Annotated in this window: 24 protein-coding genes and 1 pseudogene; 23 read left to right on the top strand and 2 right to left on the bottom strand. The window is 46.5% G+C overall.

The genetic code is table 11. From position 1 onward, the window contains the following. The first annotated feature begins 351 nt into the window (after positions 1–351). On the top strand, positions 352–1,620 hold the full coding sequence (locus GKG43_RS10550; protein ID WP_129879083.1) for a hypothetical protein: 1,269 nt from the start codon (positions 352–354) through the stop codon (positions 1,618–1,620). A gap of 174 nt (positions 1,621–1,794) precedes the next feature. On the opposite strand, the gene GKG43_RS10555 is transcribed toward GKG43_RS10550, so the two are convergent. Then, positions 1,795–2,310, bottom strand: a complete 516-nt coding sequence (locus GKG43_RS10555; RefSeq protein ID WP_083487047.1) for an SIS domain-containing protein — start codon at positions 2,308–2,310, stop codon at positions 1,795–1,797. A 98-nt stretch (positions 2,311–2,408) separates the two neighbouring features. Between GKG43_RS10555 and GKG43_RS10560 the strand changes: the two genes are divergently transcribed. The 10 genes and pseudogenes from GKG43_RS10560 (at position 2,409) to GKG43_RS10610 (ending at position 13,311) form a co-directional block, all read left to right on the top strand. Then, positions 2,409–3,443 (top strand): iron-containing alcohol dehydrogenase, encoded by a 1,035-nt coding sequence (locus GKG43_RS10560; RefSeq protein WP_055152434.1) that lies wholly within the window; start codon positions 2,409–2,411, stop codon positions 3,441–3,443. A 24-nt stretch (positions 3,444–3,467) separates the two neighbouring features. Beyond that, positions 3,468–4,859 (top strand): sugar ABC transporter substrate-binding protein, encoded by a 1,392-nt coding sequence (locus GKG43_RS10565; protein ID WP_242857556.1) that lies wholly within the window; start codon positions 3,468–3,470, stop codon positions 4,857–4,859. 96 nt (positions 4,860–4,955) lie between these two features. Then, positions 4,956–5,852 carry a sugar ABC transporter permease gene (locus GKG43_RS10570; RefSeq protein WP_055152433.1) on the top strand — a complete coding sequence of 299 codons (897 nt, stop codon included), beginning with the start codon at positions 4,956–4,958 and terminating at the stop codon, positions 5,850–5,852. Next, positions 5,853–6,677 carry a carbohydrate ABC transporter permease gene (locus GKG43_RS10575; protein ID WP_055152431.1) on the top strand — a complete coding sequence of 275 codons (825 nt, stop codon included), beginning with the start codon at positions 5,853–5,855 and terminating at the stop codon, positions 6,675–6,677. It abuts the gene before it with no gap. Between the two features lie 25 nt (positions 6,678–6,702). Further along, entirely contained in the window at positions 6,703–7,668 is a 966-nt protein-coding gene (alsK, locus tag GKG43_RS10580; protein ID WP_055152429.1) for an allose kinase, read from the top strand. A 75-nt stretch (positions 7,669–7,743) separates the two neighbouring features. Next, positions 7,744–8,463: a glucosamine-6-phosphate deaminase gene (nagB, locus tag GKG43_RS10585; protein ID WP_055152427.1), complete on the top strand. Its 720-nt coding sequence runs from the start codon at positions 7,744–7,746 to the stop codon at positions 8,461–8,463. Positions 8,464–8,504: 41 nt separating this feature from the next. Then, complete coding sequence (locus GKG43_RS10590) at positions 8,505–9,128, top strand: GDSL-type esterase/lipase family protein (protein ID WP_055152425.1); 624 nt, start codon at positions 8,505–8,507, stop codon at positions 9,126–9,128. A gap of 244 nt (positions 9,129–9,372) precedes the next feature. Continuing rightward, positions 9,373–10,755 (top strand): annotated as a pseudogene (locus GKG43_RS10595) (glycoside-pentoside-hexuronide (GPH):cation symporter). A 16-nt stretch (positions 10,756–10,771) separates the two neighbouring features. Continuing rightward, the gene (locus GKG43_RS10605) at positions 10,772–12,067 is read left to right on the top strand and encodes an aspartate aminotransferase family protein (RefSeq protein WP_055152419.1); all 1,296 of its coding nucleotides are present in this window, start codon (positions 10,772–10,774) and stop codon (positions 12,065–12,067) included. Between the two features lie 77 nt (positions 12,068–12,144). Next, complete coding sequence (locus tag GKG43_RS10610) at positions 12,145–13,311, top strand: ROK family protein (protein WP_055152417.1); 1,167 nt, start codon at positions 12,145–12,147, stop codon at positions 13,309–13,311. Between the two features lie 228 nt (positions 13,312–13,539). On the opposite strand, the gene GKG43_RS10615 is transcribed toward GKG43_RS10610, so the two are convergent. Continuing rightward, the gene (locus GKG43_RS10615; protein WP_050642706.1) at positions 13,540–13,899 is read right to left on the bottom strand and encodes a metal-dependent transcriptional regulator; all 360 of its coding nucleotides are present in this window, start codon (positions 13,897–13,899) and stop codon (positions 13,540–13,542) included. Between the two features lie 420 nt (positions 13,900–14,319). On the opposite strand from GKG43_RS10615, the gene GKG43_RS23695 reads away from it, so the two are divergent. The 12 genes from GKG43_RS23695 (at position 14,320) to cydC (ending at position 22,976) form a co-directional block, all read left to right on the top strand. Continuing rightward, positions 14,320–14,541, top strand: a complete 222-nt coding sequence (locus GKG43_RS23695; protein ID WP_055152415.1) for a hypothetical protein — start codon at positions 14,320–14,322, stop codon at positions 14,539–14,541. A gap of 25 nt (positions 14,542–14,566) precedes the next feature. After that, positions 14,567–14,788 (top strand): hypothetical protein, encoded by a 222-nt coding sequence (locus GKG43_RS23700; RefSeq protein WP_055152413.1) that lies wholly within the window; start codon positions 14,567–14,569, stop codon positions 14,786–14,788. A 516-nt stretch (positions 14,789–15,304) separates the two neighbouring features. Continuing rightward, positions 15,305–15,520, top strand: a complete 216-nt coding sequence (locus GKG43_RS10625; RefSeq protein WP_025655372.1) for a FeoA family protein — start codon at positions 15,305–15,307, stop codon at positions 15,518–15,520. A gap of 20 nt (positions 15,521–15,540) precedes the next feature. Continuing rightward, positions 15,541–15,762 (top strand): FeoA family protein, encoded by a 222-nt coding sequence (locus tag GKG43_RS10630; protein ID WP_050641300.1) that lies wholly within the window; start codon positions 15,541–15,543, stop codon positions 15,760–15,762. Positions 15,763–15,893: 131 nt separating this feature from the next. Beyond that, the gene (feoB, locus tag GKG43_RS10635) at positions 15,894–18,077 is read left to right on the top strand and encodes a ferrous iron transport protein B (RefSeq protein WP_129879085.1); all 2,184 of its coding nucleotides are present in this window, start codon (positions 15,894–15,896) and stop codon (positions 18,075–18,077) included. A 56-nt stretch (positions 18,078–18,133) separates the two neighbouring features. Next, on the top strand, positions 18,134–18,274 hold the full coding sequence (locus tag GKG43_RS10640; RefSeq protein WP_035312429.1) for a FeoB-associated Cys-rich membrane protein: 141 nt from the start codon (positions 18,134–18,136) through the stop codon (positions 18,272–18,274). Further along, entirely contained in the window at positions 18,264–18,497 is a 234-nt protein-coding gene (locus tag GKG43_RS10645) for a transcriptional repressor (protein WP_082203020.1), read from the top strand. The genes GKG43_RS10640 and GKG43_RS10645 overlap by 11 nt, the downstream gene beginning before the upstream one ends. Positions 18,498–18,647: 150 nt before the next feature. Beyond that, positions 18,648–19,049, top strand: a complete 402-nt coding sequence (locus GKG43_RS10650; RefSeq protein WP_050641297.1) for a YbaN family protein — start codon at positions 18,648–18,650, stop codon at positions 19,047–19,049. Next, complete coding sequence (locus tag GKG43_RS10655) at positions 19,042–19,392, top strand: nitrous oxide-stimulated promoter family protein (RefSeq protein ID WP_050641296.1); 351 nt, start codon at positions 19,042–19,044, stop codon at positions 19,390–19,392. Before GKG43_RS10650 ends, GKG43_RS10655 begins: the two co-directional genes overlap by 8 nt. Then, the gene (locus GKG43_RS10660; protein WP_050641295.1) at positions 19,389–19,592 is read left to right on the top strand and encodes a hypothetical protein; all 204 of its coding nucleotides are present in this window, start codon (positions 19,389–19,391) and stop codon (positions 19,590–19,592) included. The genes GKG43_RS10655 and GKG43_RS10660 overlap by 4 nt, the downstream gene beginning before the upstream one ends. Next, positions 19,582–21,315, top strand: a complete 1,734-nt coding sequence (locus GKG43_RS10665; protein ID WP_050641294.1) for an ABC transporter ATP-binding protein/permease — start codon at positions 19,582–19,584, stop codon at positions 21,313–21,315. The genes GKG43_RS10660 and GKG43_RS10665 overlap by 11 nt, the downstream gene beginning before the upstream one ends. Then, entirely contained in the window at positions 21,315–22,976 is a 1,662-nt protein-coding gene (gene cydC / locus GKG43_RS10670; protein ID WP_050641293.1) for a thiol reductant ABC exporter subunit CydC, read from the top strand. Before GKG43_RS10665 ends, cydC begins: the two co-directional genes overlap by 1 nt. Positions 22,977–23,042 lie beyond the last annotated feature (66 nt).

Raw genomic sequence — 23,042 nt, forward strand, 5'->3', positions numbered from 1 at the left:
TGTTCCTTGTAACTTGTCCACCATATCAGTTCATTATAAAAATCTTAGATTTTTGTCTTGACAACTGAGCCACTATAGTTGAACCGGGTATATGAAATCACACATAATGCAGAGCTATCCCATTTTCTTACAACTTATACAGATGCTTTAATAACGGATCTGTATGAGGGAAGAGCGGATCATGAAGATATGGAAAATATCATAAATCTAATCCCGAGGATGTGTGAAAATGGGTATCGTATTGATTGTAAAAAGTTTCTGGAGGCTTATTATAAAAATATATGGTGGTCAACGGAATTTGGTTGGTTGAAATTTTTGAAATCCTGTTGTTTAGACTGTTATGATGCATTTATGGAAGATCATGTGCAAGAGATCAGGCAGAAACTGCCATGGTTGGTTTTTCAGGATATAGAATATTTGTTTGATGAGCTTGACTATGATGCAAAAATAGAAAATTTAATAATGCAGGTGCCCGACCTGTTCGAAACATTTGGAATTGACTACACAAGGAAGTATGAGAGGGAGTTATATGAAGCTGCAGAGCTTCCGCTGCCTAAGAAAATGAAAAAAGCAGATATAGGTCGGAAAGATGACGAACCGTCAGAATATCAGATAGATCAGGCAAATTACGAAGAAGTGACTACCCGCGCAGAAAGCTGGCTGGTGCCGGAGACAAAGTATTTGTCGCCGAAAGAGATTAAGGCCGCGGAACGCATGGTTGGGAAAGACTATCGCAAAGGGTATCTGACCAATGATAAATTCACGAAAGATGATTTTATGATTGTAATGGAATATCTGGAACATCTATCGAAACTGCCGCCCGATAAAAAGGAATTTTATAATGGCCTGTTGGATTATATGCTTGGGGAATTGACAGTTGAAAAAAGAAGCGTGCTATGGAAGGCTGCCAGGAAACTATCTGAAAATGCAGTTATTTATTTCACAGAGCGTGAATTAGAAAGGTACTGCGGCTGTGAAGATGGTAATGAGATGCTCCGGGCACTACTGGAGTCCGGGTTAATACATAAAAGCGGTAAATGGTATCATTTCTGGAATCATGATATGCTGTGGTATTTATCTTTAAAAAGCATTCAGGAGATGAGTGAGGAGAGGAAACAATTATATTATCAGGAAGACTTGCCGGTGCTTTGGGATGAGGAAGGTACAGAAGACTGGATTTCTTTTTTGAAAGAAAATGACTGGGAGAACTTTAAGGATTATTTAGTAGTTCCAGGCTTCTCTGAATTTCTCAATACAGCAGAACTTGAAGGTCAGAAGGCTCCGGAAAAATGGCTGATAGAGGAATTAAAGTTCGAATGGCTTGTTTTTGAAGTAAATAAAAGTGAAGAGGTACATATGATATTTTATTGTCCTTTTCCCATCATGATTTTGGAGAAAGTAAATGATTCGATAATATCTGATGTATACGATTTGTTTGAAGAAATGATAGATGAACAGATCGAACATGTAAAAGAGTTTAAAATACCTGACGGAGGACATAGTAAGATTACAATTCAAAGTTTACTTCATTCCAAAAAGGGGCAAAAACTTCTGAAAGAATACGGATGTTTTGAAGCAATGGAAAAGATACTGGATACGATGAAAGCATATTTGGACTAAACATGCCACCTGGAGATAGGGACGCGTGCTTTAAAAAAGGTACATTTATCTTTGGCAAATAGTTATAATTAGAATATCCCGCGGAGAACTCTGTGATGAAAAGCATCGAGTTCCACGGGATATTTTTTTGTAAAGGACTTAAAATCAGTATTAAGTGCCCCCGGACTTTTCCGTCTAATGCTTATTGAGCGAAAGATACTCGTTTACATTGTCGATCAGCGGCTGCAGGCTGCTCTTTTTTTTCATCAGAACGGATAGATACAGCGTATCCAGCAGACACAGCGCAGGCACACGCTTGGCCAGCACTTCGTCCATTACATCGTAAGAAAAAGAAGCGGTCAATAAAAGAATATCCGAGTGCTTTGCCAGCGGCGCTCCGGGAAAATTGGTGATGGTGATGACTTTAATGCCGTGCTCCCTTGCCACCTTAGCCAGGCTGCAGATATTGCGGGTCTTACCGGAATGCGAGATACAGATGAGAGCATCTTCAGGCGTCATCTGTGACAAAGCGATCAGCTGTGAATCGAAGTCTGAGGATGCCGTGGTCTGATAGCCGATGCGCATGAACTTTTGGGCGGCCGAGGCAGCTATAAAAGCGTCCCCCCCCTCACCAAGCGCTCTTAGATAAATTGCACAAAATCTCCCCCTCTGATTTGTGAATTTGTGAGAGTTGACAAACCGCTCATGCATTGTTAATATAATGTTAAATAATATTTATAAACACTATTTAGAAATATTATTTAGGAATAAAACCAATCAATGCTGAGAAAGAAAAGGAGAGAACTATTATGGCAAAGAATTTATTTACAACAATTTACGGAAGAAACCTGGTAGGAGAGCTTAAGAATATTGTGCAGAGGCCTTATCTGGTTGTTACGATGGAAGACCTGTGGGATACATTCAAAGATGAGTTTGACGATGACTGCATTGTACATTTTGTAAAGACGCTGGAGTACGATGAGATTATGGCGAATGTCGACAGCCTTCCCAAGTTTGAATCTGTGATCGGCCTTGGCGGCGGCCAGGCTGTGGATTATGCCAAGATGGTAGCCTGGAAGAGCCACATGCCTCTGTATCAGGTACCGACATCTATCGCAACAAATGCGGTATTCGGACACCGTGCAGGCGTTCGCTTCAACAGTGTAGTAAGATATGTCGGATATGTGGAGCCGATTGCAGTTTATGTGGATTATGACGTTATCCAGAACGGCCCCAAGGCGTTGAACAGAAGTGGTGTATGCGACGTCCTCTGCTATAACAATTCCATGTTTGACTGGAAGTATGCAAACGACCAGGGCAAATGCGAAGAAAAATGGCCATATGACCAGGAGATGGTGGATGAGGTAAGGGAAGTATATCAGTCGGTTGTCGACGGACTTGATGATATCTACGCTTTAAATGAAAAGGGAATCCGCATCCTGACAGAAGGACTGAGATGGGGCGGCGGAGCTTTCCATAACAACGGCTGGAATCCAAGACCAATCGAGGGAAGCGATCACTTCTTATTCTATACATTAGAGTACATGACAAAGAAGAAATTTATTCACGGACAGCCGGTGTGCCTTGGTATTTTCGTTGGTTCGGCTATGGGCGGCAACGATCCGGACAATATTCTGGATATTATACATAGAGCAGGCGTAGAGATCCGTCCGGAGGGTATGGGAATCACATGGGACGACGTATTCGCGGCAATCAAATACGAAAAAGAATTTTTGGAGAGCCACGGATACTGGTATACCGTAGTAAATGATTTCGAAGTGACAGACGAGTTCTGCCAGATGATTAAAGACAAGGTAACCGCAAAATATGGTGAATGGAAATAACCAATTTCCGGATCGGGGGATTTTATGAGGAAGAGATTAATGAGAGCGGCCGCACTTATGCTTGCGGCAATGATGATATGTACAACAGGATGTGGTTCATCGAAGAAAGAAACGTCAGAGGGCAAAGGAGAAGGCGCCCGTAAGTTTGAAGGAACGACACTTTATATGATTGCTGAGCAGCAGACCCCGACAATTGCACTTCAGTCTCAGCTGGATGATTTTGAGGAACTGACCGGGATAAAGGTAGAACTGCAGATGGCGCCTTATGATGATGTGGTACAGAAAGAGACGCTGGCTTTTGAAAGCAAATCCGGCGCCTATGACATCGTGGCGTCAGCGTACCAGTTCCTTGGTAATATGGTAGAAAATAATTATATTCAGTCCATTGAACCTTTTATGGAAGACGAATCTCTGGCGATTATACCGGATTATAACGCGGACGATATTATCGACGCGATGTGGGATGCTTCCGGCAACTGGAAGGGAACGATGTATGGTGTTCCCGCCAACTCCTGTATCGGATTCTTTGCATACCGCAAGGATTTGTTTGAAAATGAAGAGGAACAGGCGTCCTTTAAAGAGAAATACGGCTATGACCTGGAGGTTCCGAAAGACTGGGATACGTACCGTGATACAGCAGAGTTTTTCACCCGCGCAAAAGGCGAAAAGCTGGCCGGTGAGACTCTGGACCGGGATTTCTACGGAGTATCTATGGAAGGTAAGCGCCATGGCGCCACAACCTGTGAATGGATGAATTATATGTGGTCATTTGGCGGCGGCATCTTTGATGAAGAAGGAAATATCGCTGTCAACAGTGACAAATGCGTGGAATCTCTGGAATATTTTACAGATCTGACTCAATATGCACCTCCGGGTGTCACATCCAAGACATGGGATGAGCAGACCACAGAGCTGCAGCAGAGCATTGCGGCCATGGCTATTATATTCAATGACAATGCACCGGCTCTGGAAGATCCGTCGGCATCCGCAGTTGCGGGCAAGATGGGATACGGCGCAGTTCCGGTAGGCGAGGCACAGGCTGCCCATTATGGCGGCTGGGGCTACTATATTCCGACGGATTCCAAGAATCCGGAGGCAGCCTGGGTATTTATGCAGTGGTTTAATACACCAAAGGTACAAAAAGCCATTGCTTTAGAGGGTGGTTTTATTAATCTGCAGTCAGTATATGACGACGAAGAACTCAATGAGCTTCCGTACTGGCAGGCAAGCAAGGATGCATACGAGATCAGCAGCACGCGTCCTCGTATTGCTGAGTGGAATAATATGGACAATGTCCTGATGCTGGAATTATCGAATACACTGGCGGGCAAGACAACTCCAAAAGAGGCGCTGGATCATGCGGCATCGGAATTTGAAAAAATCCTGGACGGCAAGTTACCCGTCACTTACCAGTAAGAGCAGAATAAAAGTAAGAGTGTCAGGGAGAAGGTTACTGTCCACAGCCTTCGGGCGTGTACAGTAACAGTATCTCCCGCACAGGAAGGGACGCCTATGAAACACAGGAAACAGAAAAAATTAACGAATTATACAACGCTGGCTGTCAGGTTCCATCTGCCTACGTTCATTACGCTTACTTTGATTACCCTGGTACCGCTGCTTTATACCTTGAAAATAAGTTTTTTTGACTATCAGCTGTCCAATCCGGGCAGTGAGCACACCTTTGTCGGTCTGAAGAATTATATCGCTTTGTTTCAGGATCCGGAACTGATGAATTCCATGGGCAAGACCTTTATTTTTATGTTCTTTGCCGTCGTATTGGAGGTTATCATCGGAGTGGCTCTGGCCATGGCGCTGAACAGCATTCCGGCCTGTCGTAAGCTGTTTACCTCTCTGACCCTGATTCCCATGATGGTGGCTCCGCTGGTAATCGGCCTGATGTTCAGTTTTTTTACAAATCCGCAGTTCGGGCTTTATGTATGGCTGGTAGAGAAGCTGCATCTTCCGCTTCCCACGGTGCTGACGGACAATTCATTTACCGCTATGGTGATTGTCATCATCATGGATGTCTGGGAATGGGCTCCTTACCTTGGTCTGACCTTCCTGGCAGGACTTCAGGCGATATCCGGTGAATTTTATGAGGCGGCAGATGTGGACGGGGCCGGTAAATGGCAGACATTCAGATACGTGACACTGCCCCTTATGAAGCCGGTGCTGGCTGTCAGCATTCTTCTGAGGGCTATGGAGACATTTAAGGAATTTGATAAGCCATATATCCTGACCGGAGGCGGCCCTGGCAATGCGACCGAGGTGATTGACATCTATACTTACCGTCAGGCGTTTACGGCATTCAAATTCAGCTATGCGGCGGCAATCTGCGTTGTACTGTTCATCATACTGGTTGTATGCGGGATGGTGTACCAGAGAATCGCCATGGGAGGGGAGGATTAAATGAAACAAAAAAGAGGAAGAAGAGCAGTAATTATTTATATCATTTTGATCATTTTTATTCTTATCACCCTGCTTCCTTACCTGTGGCTGGTGCTGACATCGTTTAAGACAAAGCTGGATGCATTTTCAATACCCCCGAAGATCTTTTTCACGGCCACTTTGGATAATTATTACCAGGCATTTATAGAAAGAGGGATGCTTTCAAGCCTGAAAAACAGTCTGATCGTAATGATAGCTACGGTCGTGATCGGTATGGTGATCGGACTTCCGTCCGCATTTGCATTTTCCAGATTTAAGACCAGGGGAGATAAGCTGATGCTGAACTATCTGCTGGGCACCAGATTCACACCGTTCGTAGTCCTTGCGCTGCCGCTTTATCTGATTATGAGTAAATTCGGTATGCTTGACAGTTATGTGGGAATCATTATTGCACATATATCTTTTAATCTGCCGTTTATTGTATGGATGATGAAAGGCTTCTTTGATGCGGTGCCGAAGGAGATTGACGAGGCGGCCCGGGTAGAAGGGTACTCCTGGTTCCGGGTGTTTGTCTCTATTGACATACCGCTGGCGAAAAGCGGCCTGGCGGCAACCTCGGTGTTCTGTGCCATCAACTCATGGAATGAATTCCTGATGGCCCTGATTCTGACCGGAAGAGGGACGGCGACCATGCCGGTTGCAATTCCTGGTATGATGACTCCCCAGGGAACCCTGTGGGGGCAGATCGCGGCAGTCGGCACAGTGATCACAATTCCTGTCCTCATATTTGCCATCATGGTGCAGAAACACATGGTTGCGGGGATGACAATGGGAGCGGTGAAATAAAGGAAGGAAGAAAGAGGGTGGTCTTTTGGGAAAATCAATTATCGGTATCGATTTGGGCGGAACAAATTTAAGAATCGGTGCAGTAGAAGAGAATAACGAAGTGGTATCCTTCTGCAAAATTAAAAGTGACAGAATCGCCCGTTCTGCAGATCCTATGAAAGAACTGACTGCAATTATCAAGGAATATATAGAAGAAAACCATATTACCGAAGTACAGGCCGTGTCTATAGGAGTTCCATCTTCCGTGGCAAACGATAAAAAAACGGTTATCTGTACTACTAATATACAGAATACGAAAGGGGAACCTGTTTTTATAAATAGAAATATGGCAGAAGAAATTGAATCGTTTTTACACGTGCCTGTCTATGTAAATAACGATACAAATAATATCCTTTTATATGATGTGATGACAAATCGTCTGAATCAAGATTCCGTGATTATAGGGATATATATAGGCACCGGCGTGGGAGCGGCTGTTCTGATGAACGGGCAGATGCTCGACGGAAAAGACGGTGCAGCCCTGGATCTGGGTCATATTCCTTTCTATAACGGTGATATTCCCTGCAGCTGCGGAAAGAGGGGCTGCTGTGAATGCTATGCATCCGGCTGGAGGCTTCAGGAAATCCGCAGGGAATATTTCCCGGATACAAAGATAAAGGAACTGTTTCTGAAACATGGTGAAGAGAAGCCTTTGAGAGAATTTATCCGCTCCTGTGCCCATGTGTTCGCCGTGATGGCAACGATTTTCAATCCCGAAGTTATGGTGGGCGGAGGCGGAGTCATGGAGATGCCGGGTTTCCCAAGGGCGGAATTCGAGCGTGAGGTCAACGAAGCCACAGGAAAGGATGTTATGCAGTACGGCTTCCGGTATGTTTACTCGGAGGACGTGGAGAGTAAGGGGGTAGTCGGCGCAGCTCTTTTTGCAAGGAGAAAGATGAAGATTACGATTCCCGGGGCCGTGCACCACGCTGCAGGGCATCCGCGCCAATAAAGTGATGGGGGTGTGCCGCACCCCCTCATTTATTCAAAGCACTCATTAACACGCAGCTCATGAAGGAGAACTGGAATGAAGATTTACAGAACAGACAATTATGAAGAGATGAGCAAAAAGGCGGCCAATATTCTGGCAGCCCAGATTACATGGAAGCCGGACAGCGTACTGGGGCTGGCTACGGGGTCATCACCGGTGGGAATGTATCAGTATCTGGCAGAAAAATATGAGATGGGAGATCTGGATTTCTCAGAGGTCAGAACAGCGAACCTGGATGATTATAAGGGCTTGAAAAAGATGGATCCGCTGGGCTACCGTTATTATATGGAAGAACATCTCTTCTCCAGAGTAAATATCCGTAAGGAAAATACATATATCCCTGACAGCTCAGAGGAGGACAGTGCCAGGGCCTGTGCAGATTATGATGACGTCCTGTCAGAACTGGGCCCGGCAGATATTCAGGTGCTCGGACTGGGACATGACGGGCATATCGGATTCAACGAACCGTTCGCCAGTTTTTCGGAGCATACGCAGTGCGTGGATCTGAACGAGGCTACGATACAGGCAAACAAACGGTTTTTCGAGAAAGAGGAGGAGGTTCCGCGCCAGGCATATACGATGGGTATTGGTACAATTATGAAGGCTAAGATGATTCTTCTGCTGGTCAGCGGGGCTGATAAGGCGGAGATTCTTCAAAAGGTACTAAGCGCGGAAGTTACCCCGCAGATTCCGGGAACCATCCTGAGATTCCATCCCAATGTGATTCTCATAGCAGACAAGGACGCGCTGCCTTAGAAGTCCGCAGATAAAAGAGGGATCGGACAGGGGAGGCTAAGATGAAACAGATATTATGCTATGGGGATTCCAATACCTGGGGGTATATGGGAAGCGACCTGAAACGGTATCCGTGGGACATCCGGTGGACCGGAAGAGTGCAGGAGAGACTGGGGGATAAGTGGAGGGTTATTGAGGAAGGGCTGTGCAGCCGCACCGCGGCGGTGGAAGACCGGGTACAGCCGTACCGGAGCGGACTGGAATATATTGTTCCGTGCCTTATGTCACATCATCCTCTGGAGATGATTATTGTGATGCTGGGAACCAATGATACAAAGCGCAGATATCACCTGTCTCCTGAGGAGATCGGAATGGAAATGGAAGAATTGTTAAGGCGCATCAAAGAAACGCTTTACTGGCTGGAATCCCGGCACACAAAGATCCTTCTGGCAGCGCCCGCAAGACTTAGGGAACCTGTACTGGCAAATGGAGAGATCGACGGGACATCCGCGGAAAAGTTAAAAAAGCTGCCCGCAGTATATAAAGAAATTGCAGGACAGTATGGCGCAGCGTTCATGGATGCTGGCAGATATGTACAGGATTTTCAGCCGGATGGAATTCATTTTTCTGAGGCTGGGCATCAGCAGTTTGCAGAAGCGGTTTTAAAAAGAATGAAAGCGATATGAAAGATAGAGGATTAAAAGATGATACCGCTTAAACGATGTTTAAAAATACAGGTGAACCAGCGCTGTGTTATTCATTTTACACATACTTTGCGTTATAATAGAGCTATGGCAGATTCATCGCGGAATGCGGAGCATACCGGGAATAGAGGGAGGTGCGGTTTTGAGCGGAAAACGTGACCCATATGATATTGACTTTACGTCAACGACAGCCAGGGTTCCCTGGTACGATAAAATAATCCACAGCATGTATGGGGCGTACAGCTTCCAGATATCCTGGGTGATCTTCGGATATTATCTCGTATATTTCTATACAGACGTTGTAGGTTTAAGTGCAACCGTTGCCGGCACGATCATGCTTGCAGCAAGGTTCGCGGACTGCTTTACGGACCTGTGGGTAGGCTATATGCTGGATAATGTCTGTTACCGGTGGGGCCGTTACCGTTCCTGGGCAATCTTCGGAATTGCCCCGCTGTTTCTTCTGTTTGTCGGAATTTTCACCGCACTTCCTGCAGAGAGTACCGGTCTGAAAATTGCATGGGCGGCTATATGCTATGGATGTTTCGGATCCATCGGCGCAACATTTTCCTTTATGCCTCAGATCGCACAGTTCTGTAATATGACAAGGAATCCGCGGGAGAGGGAGACGATCGCAGTGATAAAAAGCGTCTGCACCAATCTGGCACAGGTTGTTGCTGCATCGCTGTTCCTACCGCTTGTAGACCTTTTTGGCGGAAACAGCGGGGATCCGGCGCGCGGGTACTTTTGGGCTGCAGTGACCATCGGACTGTCCGTCATGCTGTTCCAGATACTGAACGTATGTATGAGCAGAAAATACGAATTGAACAAGGACGGATCCTGCCGGGAACATCTCCGCCAGGTAGAGCATGAAAATCTGTCCGCACAGCTGAAAAGCTTCGGCAGGAACCGCCCGGCGATCATTCTGCAGTGTGGGGAGATTCTTAAGCAGGTGATGCAGGCGATCAAGAACGGCATGGTCATCTACGTGTTTACATATTATCTGGGAATCAAAAGATTCTATTCCGTAGCAATGTTTGCCTTTACTGTCGCTTTGATGGCAGGCGTATTCTTTATGAAGCCGCTGATCCGGATGTTCCGGGATACGGGAAGGGCTTATCAGTTCTGCATGGCGGCCAGCGCCGGGTGCAGCATCCTGCTCTTTGTCATGTGCCGGTGATACGGGCCGGGCGTTGCAGGGAATTCTATGCAGTTCGGGCCGCTGTTCGCGGTGTTTGTCCTGAACGGTATATTCAGCGGTGCATATTATTCATTTTCCAATGTTATGATACCTGCTACAGTTGATTATGGAGAATGGAAAAACGGAAAAGGACAGGCCGGAATCATTTCCGCGATCAATGGTTTCTGCATTACAGTCGGCGCAGCGCTGGGAGCACAGATCATGGGAATCCTCCTGGACAGTTCCGGATATGTGGCAAATAAAGCGCAGACAGATTCCACATTGAACTGGCTTTTGATCCTGGCGTTTGTGATTCCGGCAGTAGTGACGGTGATTCATTTTTTACTGCAGATGTTTTACGGGCTGAATGACAAAAAACTGGATGCCTGCATGCGGGAAGTCAGGGCAAGAAATAAGAATAATGTGATTTGAAGAAAGGAGAGTTTCGATGACAACTCTTGAAAAAGATAAACAATATTTAATACAGTGTTATACAACTGACGATATCGTATTTACCAATGGAAAAGGAATGTATATGTATGATGAGGCCGGCAAAAAGTATCTGGATTTTTCCGGACAGTTTTCGGCCTGTACATTGGGCCACGGCAATGAAGAGCTAATAGAGGCTTTGAAGGAGCAGCTGGAAAAGCTGGTGTCAGTAACATCCTGTTTTGCCACCGAAGAGAGGGCGGCGCTGGCGGAAAAGATGGCAGAGATATCGCCGGAAGGCCTGGACAAAGTCATGTTCGGATGCACAGGCTCCGATGCCAATGAATTTGCCCTGAAACTGGCAAAATACTACAGGGGCGGAGGCAGAGTGATTTCCTTCAGAAGAGGGTTCCACGGTTCAACGGCGGGAGCGGCGGCAGCTACCGGCAAGTCAGAGATGATCCAGGAAAACTCCGGTATATCAGAACTGCTTCCCAGAGGCTTTGTCCATTCTGCACCGCCCTACTGCTATCACTGTGATTTTGGAAAAGAGCCGGGTACCTGCGGCCTGCAGTGCCTCAAATACCTGGAGCAGACCATGCTGCACGAGGGCGGGGACAGGATAGCCGCTGTAATCTCAGAACCGATCTTTGCTGCCGGTGGAGTGATTGTTCCCCCACCGGGATTCTGGAAGGGTGTGCGGGAACTGTGTGACAAATTTGGTGCGCTTTTGATCTTTGACGAGGTTGTTACAGGAATCGGACAGACGGGAACAATGTTTGCATGTCAGTATGAAGATGTGACCCCGGATATCCTGGTGACGGGAAAAGGGCTGACCAGCGGGTACGTGCCAGGCTCTGCAGTCCTCTGCCGCAGTGAGATCGGTGAGGCGATGAGCCAGATCAGCCTTCATGGGCACACACATTCCTGCTATCCATTGACCTGCCGCAGTGCACTGAAGAACATTGAGATTATCGAGAGGGACAATCTGGTAGAGAACAGCCGTGTAACCGGAGAATATCTCCATAAAAAGCTGCTCGGTCTCAAAGAAAAATATGATGTCATCAAAGATGTGCGCGGACGAGGGCTTCTGCAGGGCATAGAAATAGAAGGCAGCAGCCATGCGGATAAATATGTTCTGGGACAGGAGCTGTATGAGACGATGCTGCAAAGCGGCCTGATTACTGAACTGGAGAGCCGTAAGAACCTGGAGAACGTAGTAATCGTTATGCACCCCGCGTTGATTACATCCAGGGAAAATGTGGACGAAGCAGTTGAAATCATTGACAAATCTCTGCAAAGCTGTATAAAATGATTTTTAATAGCATCTTATGAATTAAAAAAGTAACGATGATTCTTAAAAAAATAGAAGCAGAGGGAGTCACACATAAAATGGCGGCAGAAAAAAAACAGGTTCTGACAGTAAAGAATATCAGAAATGTAAACACAGAAAATATATTGCAAAGTATCATACGAAACAATAATACGACAAGGAGCATCCTTGCCAAAGAGAATAATATCAGTCTGATGACTGTAAAACATGTTGTGGACGATTTAATTGCCGCCGGATTTCTTGTGGAAAAAAACTCTTCGAACGCAGATGTGGGAAGAAATCCCAAAGTGCTTGAAATGACAGAGGAATACGGGAATATTGTATGCGTGAATCTTACCTCTGAGGATGAGATCAGCTTTCTGATCTATGACATCTATCAGAATCTGCTGACAGAAAGGTGTCTGGCCTTTAGCGGACAGGACTATAAAGCAGAACTGCTGGCGGTGATAAAGAAAATAAAAGAAGAATTAGCAGGGATAGCTGCAAGAACCGTCGGCATAGCAGTGTTTGTGCCGGGTGCCTATGACAGTGAGGCGGATCAGGTGAACTATGACCTGATACCGGCATTTAAACAACTGCATATCAGGGAACTCTTCGAAAACGAGTTTGCAATCAAGAATATACAAATTCTTCACGACGTTTTTGCAGCGGCCAGATCCGAATATGACAGCCTGAACCCGGAAATGGAAAGCCAGTTTTATTTCTACTGCGGCTATGGTGTGGGCGGATTCTTTATCCACAAAAACGAGGCTGTTGAAGGAGCGGGGAATATGGCGGGAGAAGTGGGGAAAATGCTTGTATCCATGGATGGATATGGGGATAACTATGTTACTCTGGAAGAGATTGTCTCGATTTCAGCCGTGAAAAAAAGGATGAAGGAATATGGACTCGATATTTCTTTTACGGAACTGCTCGTGCTGCATCAGGAACAGGATGCGCTGGCAGTTGAGATTATGACGCCGGTACTAAAGACAATTTCCAAGGTGCTTTACAATCTGCTGTGGGTATATAATCCGACCAGGATCGTGGTAGACAGCAGCCGGGATGGATACAGCAAACTGATAACAGAACATTTTCAGACGTTTCTGGAAGATATGAAAAATGACGCAATTCCGATACATGCAGAGATCAGGGCGGCAAAGTATGACGAATATCATATGATGCGCGGATGTTTCTACATGACAAGAAATGCATGGATAGAAGAGACGGCAGATTCCATACAATAAAGAACAAAGTGGGCAAGCCCGCAGGGGCTTCCCAACCCCTCACTCATGAGGGGCTTGCACACTTTGGCGCCGCCGCGATGCCGCTTTGCGGCTATATACCTTATCGCGGCGTGTGCATCCCGCCCGGAGGGCTTTTTATATAATAGGAAAGGGCAGAGCACTTTCCTATTATATAAAAACAGACAGGGCACATATGTTTCATAGGAATATGTGCCCTGTCTGTTTTCATCAATGGATGTGTTGTTTAATCGCATCAAAGCTTTCTTTACTTATCACATGCTCGATCTTGCATGCATCGTCGGCCGCTGTATCCTGGTCTACTCCCAGGCGTACAAGCCATGCGGTCAGAAGTTCGTGTCTTTCATAGATCATTTCGGCAATTTCCCTGCCAGTTTCCGTCAGAGTAATAAACCCCTCTTTTGACACCGTGATATGCTCATTTTCCCGAAGATGCTTCATTGCAACGCTGACACTGGACTTCTTAAACCCCAGTTTTTCTGCAATATCTATAGAACGCACCGCTGGTTGTGCTTTGCTCAGGATCAGGATGGTTTCCAGATAGTTTTCAGCGGATTCATTTGTTTTCATAGGCATTTAATTTACCTCCGTATTTTTGTAAATAATCGTAACAGTTCAGGTCTGCCTAAAGTGTTACAAATAATCTTTGGATATTGGATATATGTTAACATATTTTACTGTACAGGGCAATCAGATTATAAAAACCATATATTTATTATGTGTTACTGTTCCCAGGCAGGCCTGTAAACAGTAACTTTTTTATGTTACAAATACACTAGTTAAATGAAATACCTTATGCTAAAATTAATATACAGCATTATATTTCTAATTATTCTAAGTGGCATCCGTCACATCTGAAGCAAATCTTCCTAATATTAGGAAATCAACCATGGAAATCTCAATGCTTGCAAACCCACAAGAACAGCAGCGAGGTTTCATAAGACTGGATAAGGTTTTTAAACCTCCTGCGCCAAAAACAAAGGAGGTACTATGAGTATTACCGAACAAACAAAACCAAACCGTAATTATAAGTCCAGATTATTTGGACTGGTATTCAGTGACAGGAATGAGCTGCTGAAGTTGTATAATGCGATGAACACAACAGACTATGAAGACCCGGAATTATTAGAGATCAATACCTTGGAGAATGCAATTTATTTGTCCATGCATAACGATGTATCTTTTATCATTGACTCAAGGCTTGCACTATAGTAAGAACAGAGCGGAGGCGAAAAGCGTGAGTATTTATGAATACGATGAAGAAAAACATATGCGCCAGGAAAGAGAAGCCAGCAGAGAAGAGGGAAGAATCGAAGGTAAAATAGAAGGTGCTGAAAGTGTACTTGAACTGACAAGGCTGCTTATAGAGGCTGGGAGATTTGAGGATTTAAAACGTGCGACTGCAGACAAAGAATTTTGTGAAAGTTTATTTAAAGAATTTCAAATATTCGGGGTTTAGCGACGAGCTTTAGCCTCGGCGCGGATGGGGGACGTGAATGACGAGGTGAGCCCAAAACCGTAGCAGCGGATGGAACAGAATTAGTGGTTCGTTAGATCCCATACATAAAATCTTTAAAATCAATGTAAGCAGAATGCATGATACGCATACCCAACTTCATCCGCCTCCCCCGTCTCGGGCTCCCAACCTGGGAACGTGTTTTTTACTGCCGGTCGGATGAACCAGCCAAGCGAGCTGTAAGCCGCAAGTCCTCCGGCCTGTATGGTCGGTTTAAAACGCCTTATAGCGGACGATTAGAAGCTCTTAGAGCTTCTTCGTTAAGCGGTCAGGATTTTAAACCGACCATACAGGCCGGAGGAGTTGCGGCTTACAGTTTGCTTGGCGTCCCCCATCCGCGTCTAAAGCTAGTCGCTGAATCCCGATTCATAAAAGTGCTTGACAAATACTGGAAGTTAGATTATACTAACCTTGTAAATGAAAAGTATTATCAACTATTCCAAAGAAAGAAGATGAAAAGTGATGCCATTGACAATGATGAGAGAAGGCGAGCCCAATGTTATCCGCAAAGTCGGAGGTAAGGAAGAGACCAGGAGATTTCTGGAGAACCTTGGTTTTGTTGCCGGTGGGACAGTTACGGTTGTCTCAGTAATCGGAGGAAATATGATTGTTAACGTAAAAGAATCCAGGGTTGCCATTGGCAGGGATATGGCGAATAAAATCATGGTTGGCTAAAGGGAAGGAGAAACAAGATAATGAAGACATTAAAGGAGATACCGTGCGGTGAGACGGCCAGGGTGACGAAACTGACTGGTGAAGGCCCGGTAAAGAGACGTATTATGGATATGGGAATCACAAAAGGTGTGGATGTTTTCGTGAGAAAGGTAGCGCCCCTGGGCGATCCTCTGGAGATCACAGTCAGAGGGTATGAGCTGTCTGTGCGCAAAGCAGATGCGGAGATGATTCTGGTTGAATAGATCATAGCGGACATTTCTGCATCTAATTTTTCACCTGCTGGTTAGCGGTGACTAATTCAAGGGCAGACTTGAAAGAATATAGAACACAATAAGTTGATTAGCTTGAATTGTTGTCAGGAGGAAAGGGTAAAATGGCTATTAAAATTGCTTTGGCAGGAAATCCGAACTGCGGAAAAACGACATTGTTTAACGCTCTGACCGGTTCCAATCAGTTTGTAGGGAACTGGCCGGGGGTTACGGTTGAGAAAAAAGAAGGAAAACTGAAAGGGAATAAGGATGTTATCATCATGGACCTTCCGGGTATCTACTCCCTCTCACCGTACACACTGGAGGAAGTAGTTGCAAGAAATTATCTTATCAATGAAAAGCCGGATGCGATACTGAATATTGTAGACGGAACGAATATTGAAAGAAATCTCTATCTGTCCACACAGCTCATGGAACTGGGAATACCGGTTGTTATGGCAGTAAATATGATGGATGTGGTCGAGAAGAGCGGAGACAAGATACATATTGATAAGCTGAGCAAAAAACTGGGCTGCGAAGTCGTTGAAATATCAGCGCTGAAGGGAAATGGAGTTACAAAGGCTGCAGAGAGGGCTGTGAAGATTGCAAAGAGCAGAAATGCAGCGCCTCCGGTTCACAAATTTGCACCGGAGGTAGAAGATATACTGAATCTGGTGGAGAACAAAATCGGCAGCGGCGTACCGGAGGACCAGAAGAGGTTTTTCGCGATCAAGCTTCTCGAGAAGGATGACAAGATTTCTTCCCAGATGAAGTTTGTACCCGATGTTAAGGAAGAGATCAATGCCATAGAAAAAGAGATGGATGATGATACCGAGAGCATTATTACAAATGAAAGGTATGTTTATATTTCTTCTATTATAGATGAGTGCTATACTAAGAGCAGCCGAGGAAAGATGACGGTTTCCGACAAGATCGACAGAATTGTTACAAACCGGTTTTTGGCGCTTCCGATTTTTGCGGTTGTCATGTTTATTGTCTACTATGTGTCGGTCACAACGGTGGGCACCTGGGCTACGGACTGGGCAAATGACGGATTGTTCGGCGACGGCTGGAGCCTGTTCGGGCTGGAGGTCCCCGGCATCCCGGTTCTGATTGAATCCGGACTGAATGCGATCGGCTGTGCGGCATGGCTGCAGGGACTGATCCTGAATGGTATTGTAGCCGGTGTCGGTGCGGTGCTCGGGTTTGTACCGCAGATGCTTGTACTGTTTATCTTCCTTGCTTTCCTGGAGGCATGCGGATATATGGCCAGAGTTGCATTTATCATGGATAGAATCTTCCGTAAATTTGGACTTTCCGGAAAATCTTTTATCCCAATGCTTATTGGCAGCGGTTGCGGCGTACCGGGAATTATGGCATCCCGTACGATTGAGAATGACAGAGACCGCAAGATGACGATCATGACGACAACCTTCATTCCGTGCGGTGCGAAACTGCCGATCGTGGCACTGATCGCAGGCGCTTTGTTCGGCGGAGCCTGGTGGGTGGCGCCAAGCGCTTACTTCGTAGGAATTGCTGCGATCATCTGCTCCGGGATTATTTTAAAGAAAACAAAAATGTTTGCAGGCGATCCGGCTCCGTTTGTTATGGAACTTCCGGCATATCACCTTCCAACTGTGGGAAATGTACTTCGCAGCATGTGGGAACGCGGTTGGTCCTTTATCAAAAAAGCCGGAACCATCATCCTGCTCTCCACGATCCTGGTATGGTTTACTTCCTACTTCGGATGGATCGACGGTCAGTTCAGAATGCTTGAAGATATGGAATTAGATCACAGCATCCTGGCGGCAGTTGGCAACGGAATCGCTTGGATATTCACTCCGCTTGGATGGGGAGACTGGAGATCAGCGGTTGCGGCAATCACTGGCCTGGTAGCAAAGGAAAATGTAGTCGGTACATTCGGTATCCTCTATGGCTTCGCGGAAGTGGCAGAGGAAGGAAACGAAATCTGGGGATCACTTGCAGGAAGCATGACCGCAGTTGCAGCATATTCCTTCCTTGTATTCAACCTCCTGTGTGCACCATGCTTTGCAGCAATGGGCGCGATTAAGAGAGAGATGAACAACGCAAAATGGTTCTGGTTTGCAGTAGGATATCAGACACTGCTCGCATATGTAGTTGCACTCTGTGTATATCAGATCGGAACATTTATTACGGCGGGAACCTTTGGCGTTGGAGTTGTTGCGGCAATTATTCTTGTGATTGGATTTGTTTATCTGTTAGTAAGGCCATATAAAGAGAGTAAAACGTTAAAAGTTAACACAAAGAATCTGGCAAGAGTCAAGTAACAAAGAATTCAGGAACCGATATTCAGCCGGTTCCTGTATGAAAGGAGGCAGCTTCTATGGGAACACTTCTGGCGGGAGCTATCGTAGTGGGTGCGGTTGCACTTGTAATCCGCGGCATGATACGGGATAAAAAGAACGGTAAATCAATTCAGTGCGGCGGGGACTGTAAACATTGCGGAGGTCATTGTGGAAAGTAAAGAGTTGATCATTGAGAAACTAAAAGAGAACGGATGCAGGATTACGAAGCAGCGTCTCGTGTTAATCGATATCATTCTGGAAGATGAATGTCAGAGCTGCAAGGAAATTTATTATAAAGCAGCCCAGATCGACCATAAGATCGGCATGGCAACGGTATACAGAATGGTGAACACCCTGGAAGAAATCGGGGCAATGAACCGGAAGCTGGTACTCATTCTCTGAGACAGGAGAAAAGGTACGGCTGCCTGTATGAACAGGACGCTTCTGCCTCTGCGGCATTATAAAACAATTATAGCGCTTAATGAGAGACACTCCCACTAAGCGCTTTTAAATTGGGATAAAAAGGAAATGTATGATCAAAAAGAGGTGAATATGAAAAAGATTATCAATGGTATATTTATTGCGCTGGGATTTTTTTTTGTCGGACTGGGGGTCGTGGGGATTATCCTTCCGCTTCTTCCGGCAACTCCGTTTCTGATACTGGCGGCGGTCTGCTTTGCCAGGGGTTCAGAAAAGTTTCACACATGGTTTTTGTCAACCATAATGTACCAGAAATATGTAGAGCCAGCCGTGAACAAGAAAGAGATGGAGAAGGCTGCAAAGAAAAAAGCGCTCGGTACACTGTGCCTGATCTTTACAATCAGTTTTCTGATCGTGCCTGTATGGCAGGCAAAAGCGGTGATTCTTGCGGTTGCTCTGTTCCACATCTATTATTTTACTTTTAAAATCAAGACGGCAAAGAGCGAGAACAGGGAGATCGCAGTAAATGAATAATAAGACAGATGCCGGGAAAAAGCGCAGGCAGGAGATGGAGATGCTGGATGCCATGATCTCCATTTACTGCAGGGGAAATCATCATACAAAAGAAGAACTGTGCCCCTCATGCGAAAGCCTGAGGGAATACGCACTGAAACGGACAGAAAAATGCCCGTTTATGGAGACTAAAACGTTCTGCAGCGCTTGCACAGTACACTGTTATGCACCAAAGATGCAGGAGCAGATCAGGCTGGTTATGCGGTATGCGGGACCCAGAATGCTGCTGGTACACCCGGTACTGGCGGTCCGCCATGTGATGGTTACACTGAAAGAAAAGCGAAAGGGAGCGGCACATCAATGAAAAAGTATGGTGAGGTTTTGTTTTATATTGTAACAGTGATTATGGTTCTTTCCGGATTTTTAATCCACCCCCTGGGAGGCGTGATGGCGGTGAAAATCCTACATAAGATGTCAGGACTCGTATTCTGTATCTTCCTGATCGGTCATATCACGCGTTATGGGAGAAGAATCAGAAAGGGGAAAAAAGCACATGTTTCATAAACGGTTATTAAAAGAGTTTCGGGATAATCAAAAATATGTCGCCGGCATGGTAGCCGCACAGTGGGGCATCCTGCTTGCGAATGTAATTCTTATGCTGGCAGCAGCTGATTTTATAGGTGATATGAGGACGGGCAGCCTGGAGACAGCCGGCATCTGGCGGATGCTATTGATTCTGGCAGCAGTGCTTCTGGTCAGGGGGATCATGAATTCTCTGAACAGCAGGTTCTCATTTCGGGCGTCCACGGAAGTCAAACGCCGCCTTCGGGAGAAAGTCTATGCAAAGCTGATGGAACTGGGCGGCAGGTACAGAGATACGATTGCAACCTCCGAGGCAGTCCAGATCAGTACGGAAGGCGTGGATCAGCTGGAGATCTATTTCGGGAAGTATGTACCGCAGTTCTTTTACAGCCTGCTGGCCCCGCTGACCCTGTTTGTGATCGTGGGAACCATGAACATGAAGGCAGCAGTTGTCCTGCTTCTGTGTGTGCCGCTGATTCCACTTTCCATCGTGGCAGTACAGAAATTTGCAAAGAAAATGCTGAACCGCTACTGGGGGACGTACACGGAACTGGGGGATTCTTTTTTAGAGAACCTCCAGGGGCTGACCACTCTGAAAATCTATCAGGCGGATGACAGATATGCCAGGAAAATGGATGAGGAAGCAGAAAAGTTCAGGAAGATCACTATGCGTGTGCTGATTATGCAGCTGAATTCGATCAGTGTCATGGATCTGGTCGCATACGGGGGCGCCGCAGCGGGAATCATTCTGGGTATCCTGGAATTTGGAAAAGGAAGGATCAGCCTGGAGGAGTGTTTCTTCATGATCATGATATCGGCCGAGTTTTTCCTGCCCCTGCGCCTGCTTGGATCTTTCTTTCACATAGCCATGAACGGTAACGCAGCGGCGGATAAGATCTTCCTGCTTCTGGATGCACCTGTGCCGCAGAAGGGGACGGTCTGTCGGACGGAAGGCAATGAGGTCCGCTTTCAGGATGTATCCTTTGGCTACGATGAGGAAAAGCAGGTGCTAAAGGGCGTCAGTTTTGAAGTGCCCCAGAAGGGATTCACAGCGCTGGTAGGCGAATCCGGATGCGGAAAGAGCACCATCGCATCTCTTCTGATGCAGGATCACGTGTCATATAAGGGAGACGTCACCGTCGGCGGCGTCAGCATCCGTGATCTGGCTGAGGAGACGCTTTACAGCAAGATTACCAGGATCCGTCATGACAGTTACCTGTTCAAGGGCACGGTCATGGAGAACCTGCGGATGGGCAGGGAAGACGCATCGGAGGCAGAGATGCTGGATGTGCTCAGACAGGTCAGCCTGTATGAAACTGTGATGGAAAAAGGAGGACTTTCTATGCAGCTGGATGAGAAGGCATCGAACCTGTCCGGCGGCCAGAAACAGCGCCTCGCCCTGGCACGCGCCATACTGCACGACAGCGATATCTATATCTTTGACGAAGCGACGTCCAACATTGATGCAGAAAGCGAGAACCAGATCATGAAGGTCATTCACGGGCTTGCGGGCACGAAAACAGTATTTTTGATTTCCCACAGGCTGGCAAATGTGACTGGCGCAGACCAGATTCTGATGATCAGGGAGGGCCGGATTGCGGAGCAGGGCACCCATGCGGAGCTGATGAAGATGCAGGGAGACTACGCAAGGCTTTATACAGGCCAGAAAGAACTGGAAAAATATACAGGAGAGGGGGCGGCATAATGGGACATAAAGAAGAAAAAACAAGGAGTTCATTCCAGGTGATGGCCGGGCTGATTGGTATGGTTAAACCGCTTTTGGGTCTTATGGCGCTGGCGGTCCTTATGGGATGTATAGGGAATCTTGCCGCCACATTCCTGACCGTTTTTGGGGGATATGGCCTGCTGTCCGCGGCGGGGCTTTACGATGGAAAACCATTTTATATGATCGCAGCCGTTTTGATTATATTCGCTGTATTCAGAGGGATTCTGCGCTATGCGGAGCAGTCATGCAATCATTACATCGCATTTAAACTGCTGGCTAGAATCCGCCATAAAGTTTTTGCATCCCTTAGAAAGCTGGCGCCGGCGAAACTGGACGGCAGCGGGAAGGGAAACTTGATATCGATTATTACCAGTGATATTGAACTGCTGGAGGTGTTTTATGCCCATACCATTTCACCGGCTGCCATTGCGGTGATTACATCGGTCTTTATGACCATATTCATCGGGCTTCAGCATCCTGGGGCAGGCGCGCTTGCTCTTGTGTCCTATGCGGCAGTGGGTGTGGTAATCCCCCTGTTAAACGGGAAAAAAGGAAAAGACAGCGGACAGAAGTACCGGGATTCTTTTGGTGAGCTGAACACTGCCGTGCTGGATAATCTTTACGGGCTGGAAGAGCTGCTGCAGTATGGACAGACCAAGAAGCGCATGGAGAAGATGGCGGAGCAGACAGAAGAACTGGAAAAGACCAGTAAAGGGCTGAAAAAAGATGAAAACGTGCAGCGGATTTCCACAGACACGGTGATTCTTGCCGCCGGGATTCTCATGCTGGTTCTCTGCGGTCTTCTTATCCGCGGGGGCAAAATGGAGTTTTACCAGGGTGTAACAGCGGTCATTGCTATGATGAGTTCCTTTGGCCCTACGGCGGCATTATCTGCACTGTCAAACAACCTGAATCATACACTTGCAAGCGGAAACCGCGTTCTTAATATCCTGGAGGAGAAGCCTGCTGTAGAAGATGTGATAGCCGGCGCAGCGCTGGGCGAAGGCGCCGCCTGCTGCCGTGATATCAGTTTCCGGTATCAGGAGGAGCAGGATGGCGTTCTGGAGAACTTTAACGCTGATTTTGAACCTGGTAAAATCCATGGGATATTCGGAAAAAGCGGCTGCGGGAAGTCTACCCTGCTGAAGCTGATGATGCGCTTTTACGAGACGGATCAGGGGAAGATTACCTATGGAACTGAAAACGTGAACAACATCCGGACGAATTCCCTGCGCCGCGGCATGTCCTATGTGACACAAGAAACATTTCTGTTCCATGATACGATCGAAAATAATATCAAGATTGCGGATGAGAATGCCACCAGGCAGGAAGTGGAGGAGGCGGCAAAGAAAGCGTCCATCCATGAATTTATCATGTCGCTGCCCAAAGGGTATGAAAGCAGGCTGACAGAGCTTGGAGACTGTATATCCGGCGGGGAGAAGCAGCGGATCGGGATTGCCAGGGCCTTTCTGCACAAAAGCCGGATGATACTGCTGGATGAACCTACCAGCAACATTGACAGCCTGAACGAAGGCATCATACTGAAGAGCCTGAAAAAAGAGAAAGAAGGGAAATTGATTCTGCTTGTCTCTCACAGAAAATCTACAATGGGGATTGCTGACAAAGTAGTGCAGATGTAGGAAACGATAAAATTTCCCGACAACGAAAGTCAGCCTTGCATTTCAATGAAGAGAATGACATCTAAT

Origin of the sequence: Eubacterium sp. BIOML-A2 (assembly GCF_009680135.1) — a bacterium.
GTDB classification, from domain to species: Bacteria; Bacillota; Clostridia; order Lachnospirales; family Lachnospiraceae; genus Faecalicatena; species Faecalicatena contortus_B.

Bases quoted from the DNA above. Each gene is read 5' to 3' on its own strand.
- GKG43_RS10550 (WP_129879083.1), top strand. From the start codon at position 352: ATGGAAGATCATGTGCAAGAGATCAGGCAGAAACTGCCATGGTTGGTT.
- GKG43_RS10555 (WP_083487047.1), bottom strand. From the start codon at position 2,310: ATGCATGAGCGGTTTGTCAACTCTCACAAATTCACAAATCAGAGGGGG.
- GKG43_RS10560 (WP_055152434.1), top strand. From the start codon at position 2,409: ATGGCAAAGAATTTATTTACAACAATTTACGGAAGAAACCTGGTAGGA.
- GKG43_RS10565 (WP_242857556.1), top strand. From the start codon at position 3,468: ATGAGGAAGAGATTAATGAGAGCGGCCGCACTTATGCTTGCGGCAATG.
- GKG43_RS10570 (WP_055152433.1), top strand. From the start codon at position 4,956: ATGAAACACAGGAAACAGAAAAAATTAACGAATTATACAACGCTGGCT.
- GKG43_RS10575 (WP_055152431.1), top strand. From the start codon at position 5,853: ATGAAACAAAAAAGAGGAAGAAGAGCAGTAATTATTTATATCATTTTG.
- nagB (WP_055152427.1), top strand. From the start codon at position 7,744: ATGAAGATTTACAGAACAGACAATTATGAAGAGATGAGCAAAAAGGCG.
- GKG43_RS10590 (WP_055152425.1), top strand. From the start codon at position 8,505: ATGAAACAGATATTATGCTATGGGGATTCCAATACCTGGGGGTATATG.
- GKG43_RS10605 (WP_055152419.1), top strand. From the start codon at position 10,772: ATGACAACTCTTGAAAAAGATAAACAATATTTAATACAGTGTTATACA.
- GKG43_RS10610 (WP_055152417.1), top strand. From the start codon at position 12,145: ATGGCGGCAGAAAAAAAACAGGTTCTGACAGTAAAGAATATCAGAAAT.
- GKG43_RS10615 (WP_050642706.1), bottom strand. From the start codon at position 13,899: ATGAAAACAAATGAATCCGCTGAAAACTATCTGGAAACCATCCTGATC.
- GKG43_RS23695 (WP_055152415.1), top strand. From the start codon at position 14,320: ATGAGTATTACCGAACAAACAAAACCAAACCGTAATTATAAGTCCAGA.
- GKG43_RS10630 (WP_050641300.1), top strand. From the start codon at position 15,541: ATGAAGACATTAAAGGAGATACCGTGCGGTGAGACGGCCAGGGTGACG.
- feoB (WP_129879085.1), top strand. From the start codon at position 15,894: ATGGCTATTAAAATTGCTTTGGCAGGAAATCCGAACTGCGGAAAAACG.
- GKG43_RS10640 (WP_035312429.1), top strand. From the start codon at position 18,134: ATGGGAACACTTCTGGCGGGAGCTATCGTAGTGGGTGCGGTTGCACTT.
- GKG43_RS10650 (WP_050641297.1), top strand. From the start codon at position 18,648: ATGAAAAAGATTATCAATGGTATATTTATTGCGCTGGGATTTTTTTTT.
- GKG43_RS10655 (WP_050641296.1), top strand. From the start codon at position 19,042: ATGAATAATAAGACAGATGCCGGGAAAAAGCGCAGGCAGGAGATGGAG.
- GKG43_RS10660 (WP_050641295.1), top strand. From the start codon at position 19,389: ATGAAAAAGTATGGTGAGGTTTTGTTTTATATTGTAACAGTGATTATG.
- GKG43_RS10665 (WP_050641294.1), top strand. From the start codon at position 19,582: ATGTTTCATAAACGGTTATTAAAAGAGTTTCGGGATAATCAAAAATAT.
- cydC (WP_050641293.1), top strand. From the start codon at position 21,315: ATGGGACATAAAGAAGAAAAAACAAGGAGTTCATTCCAGGTGATGGCC.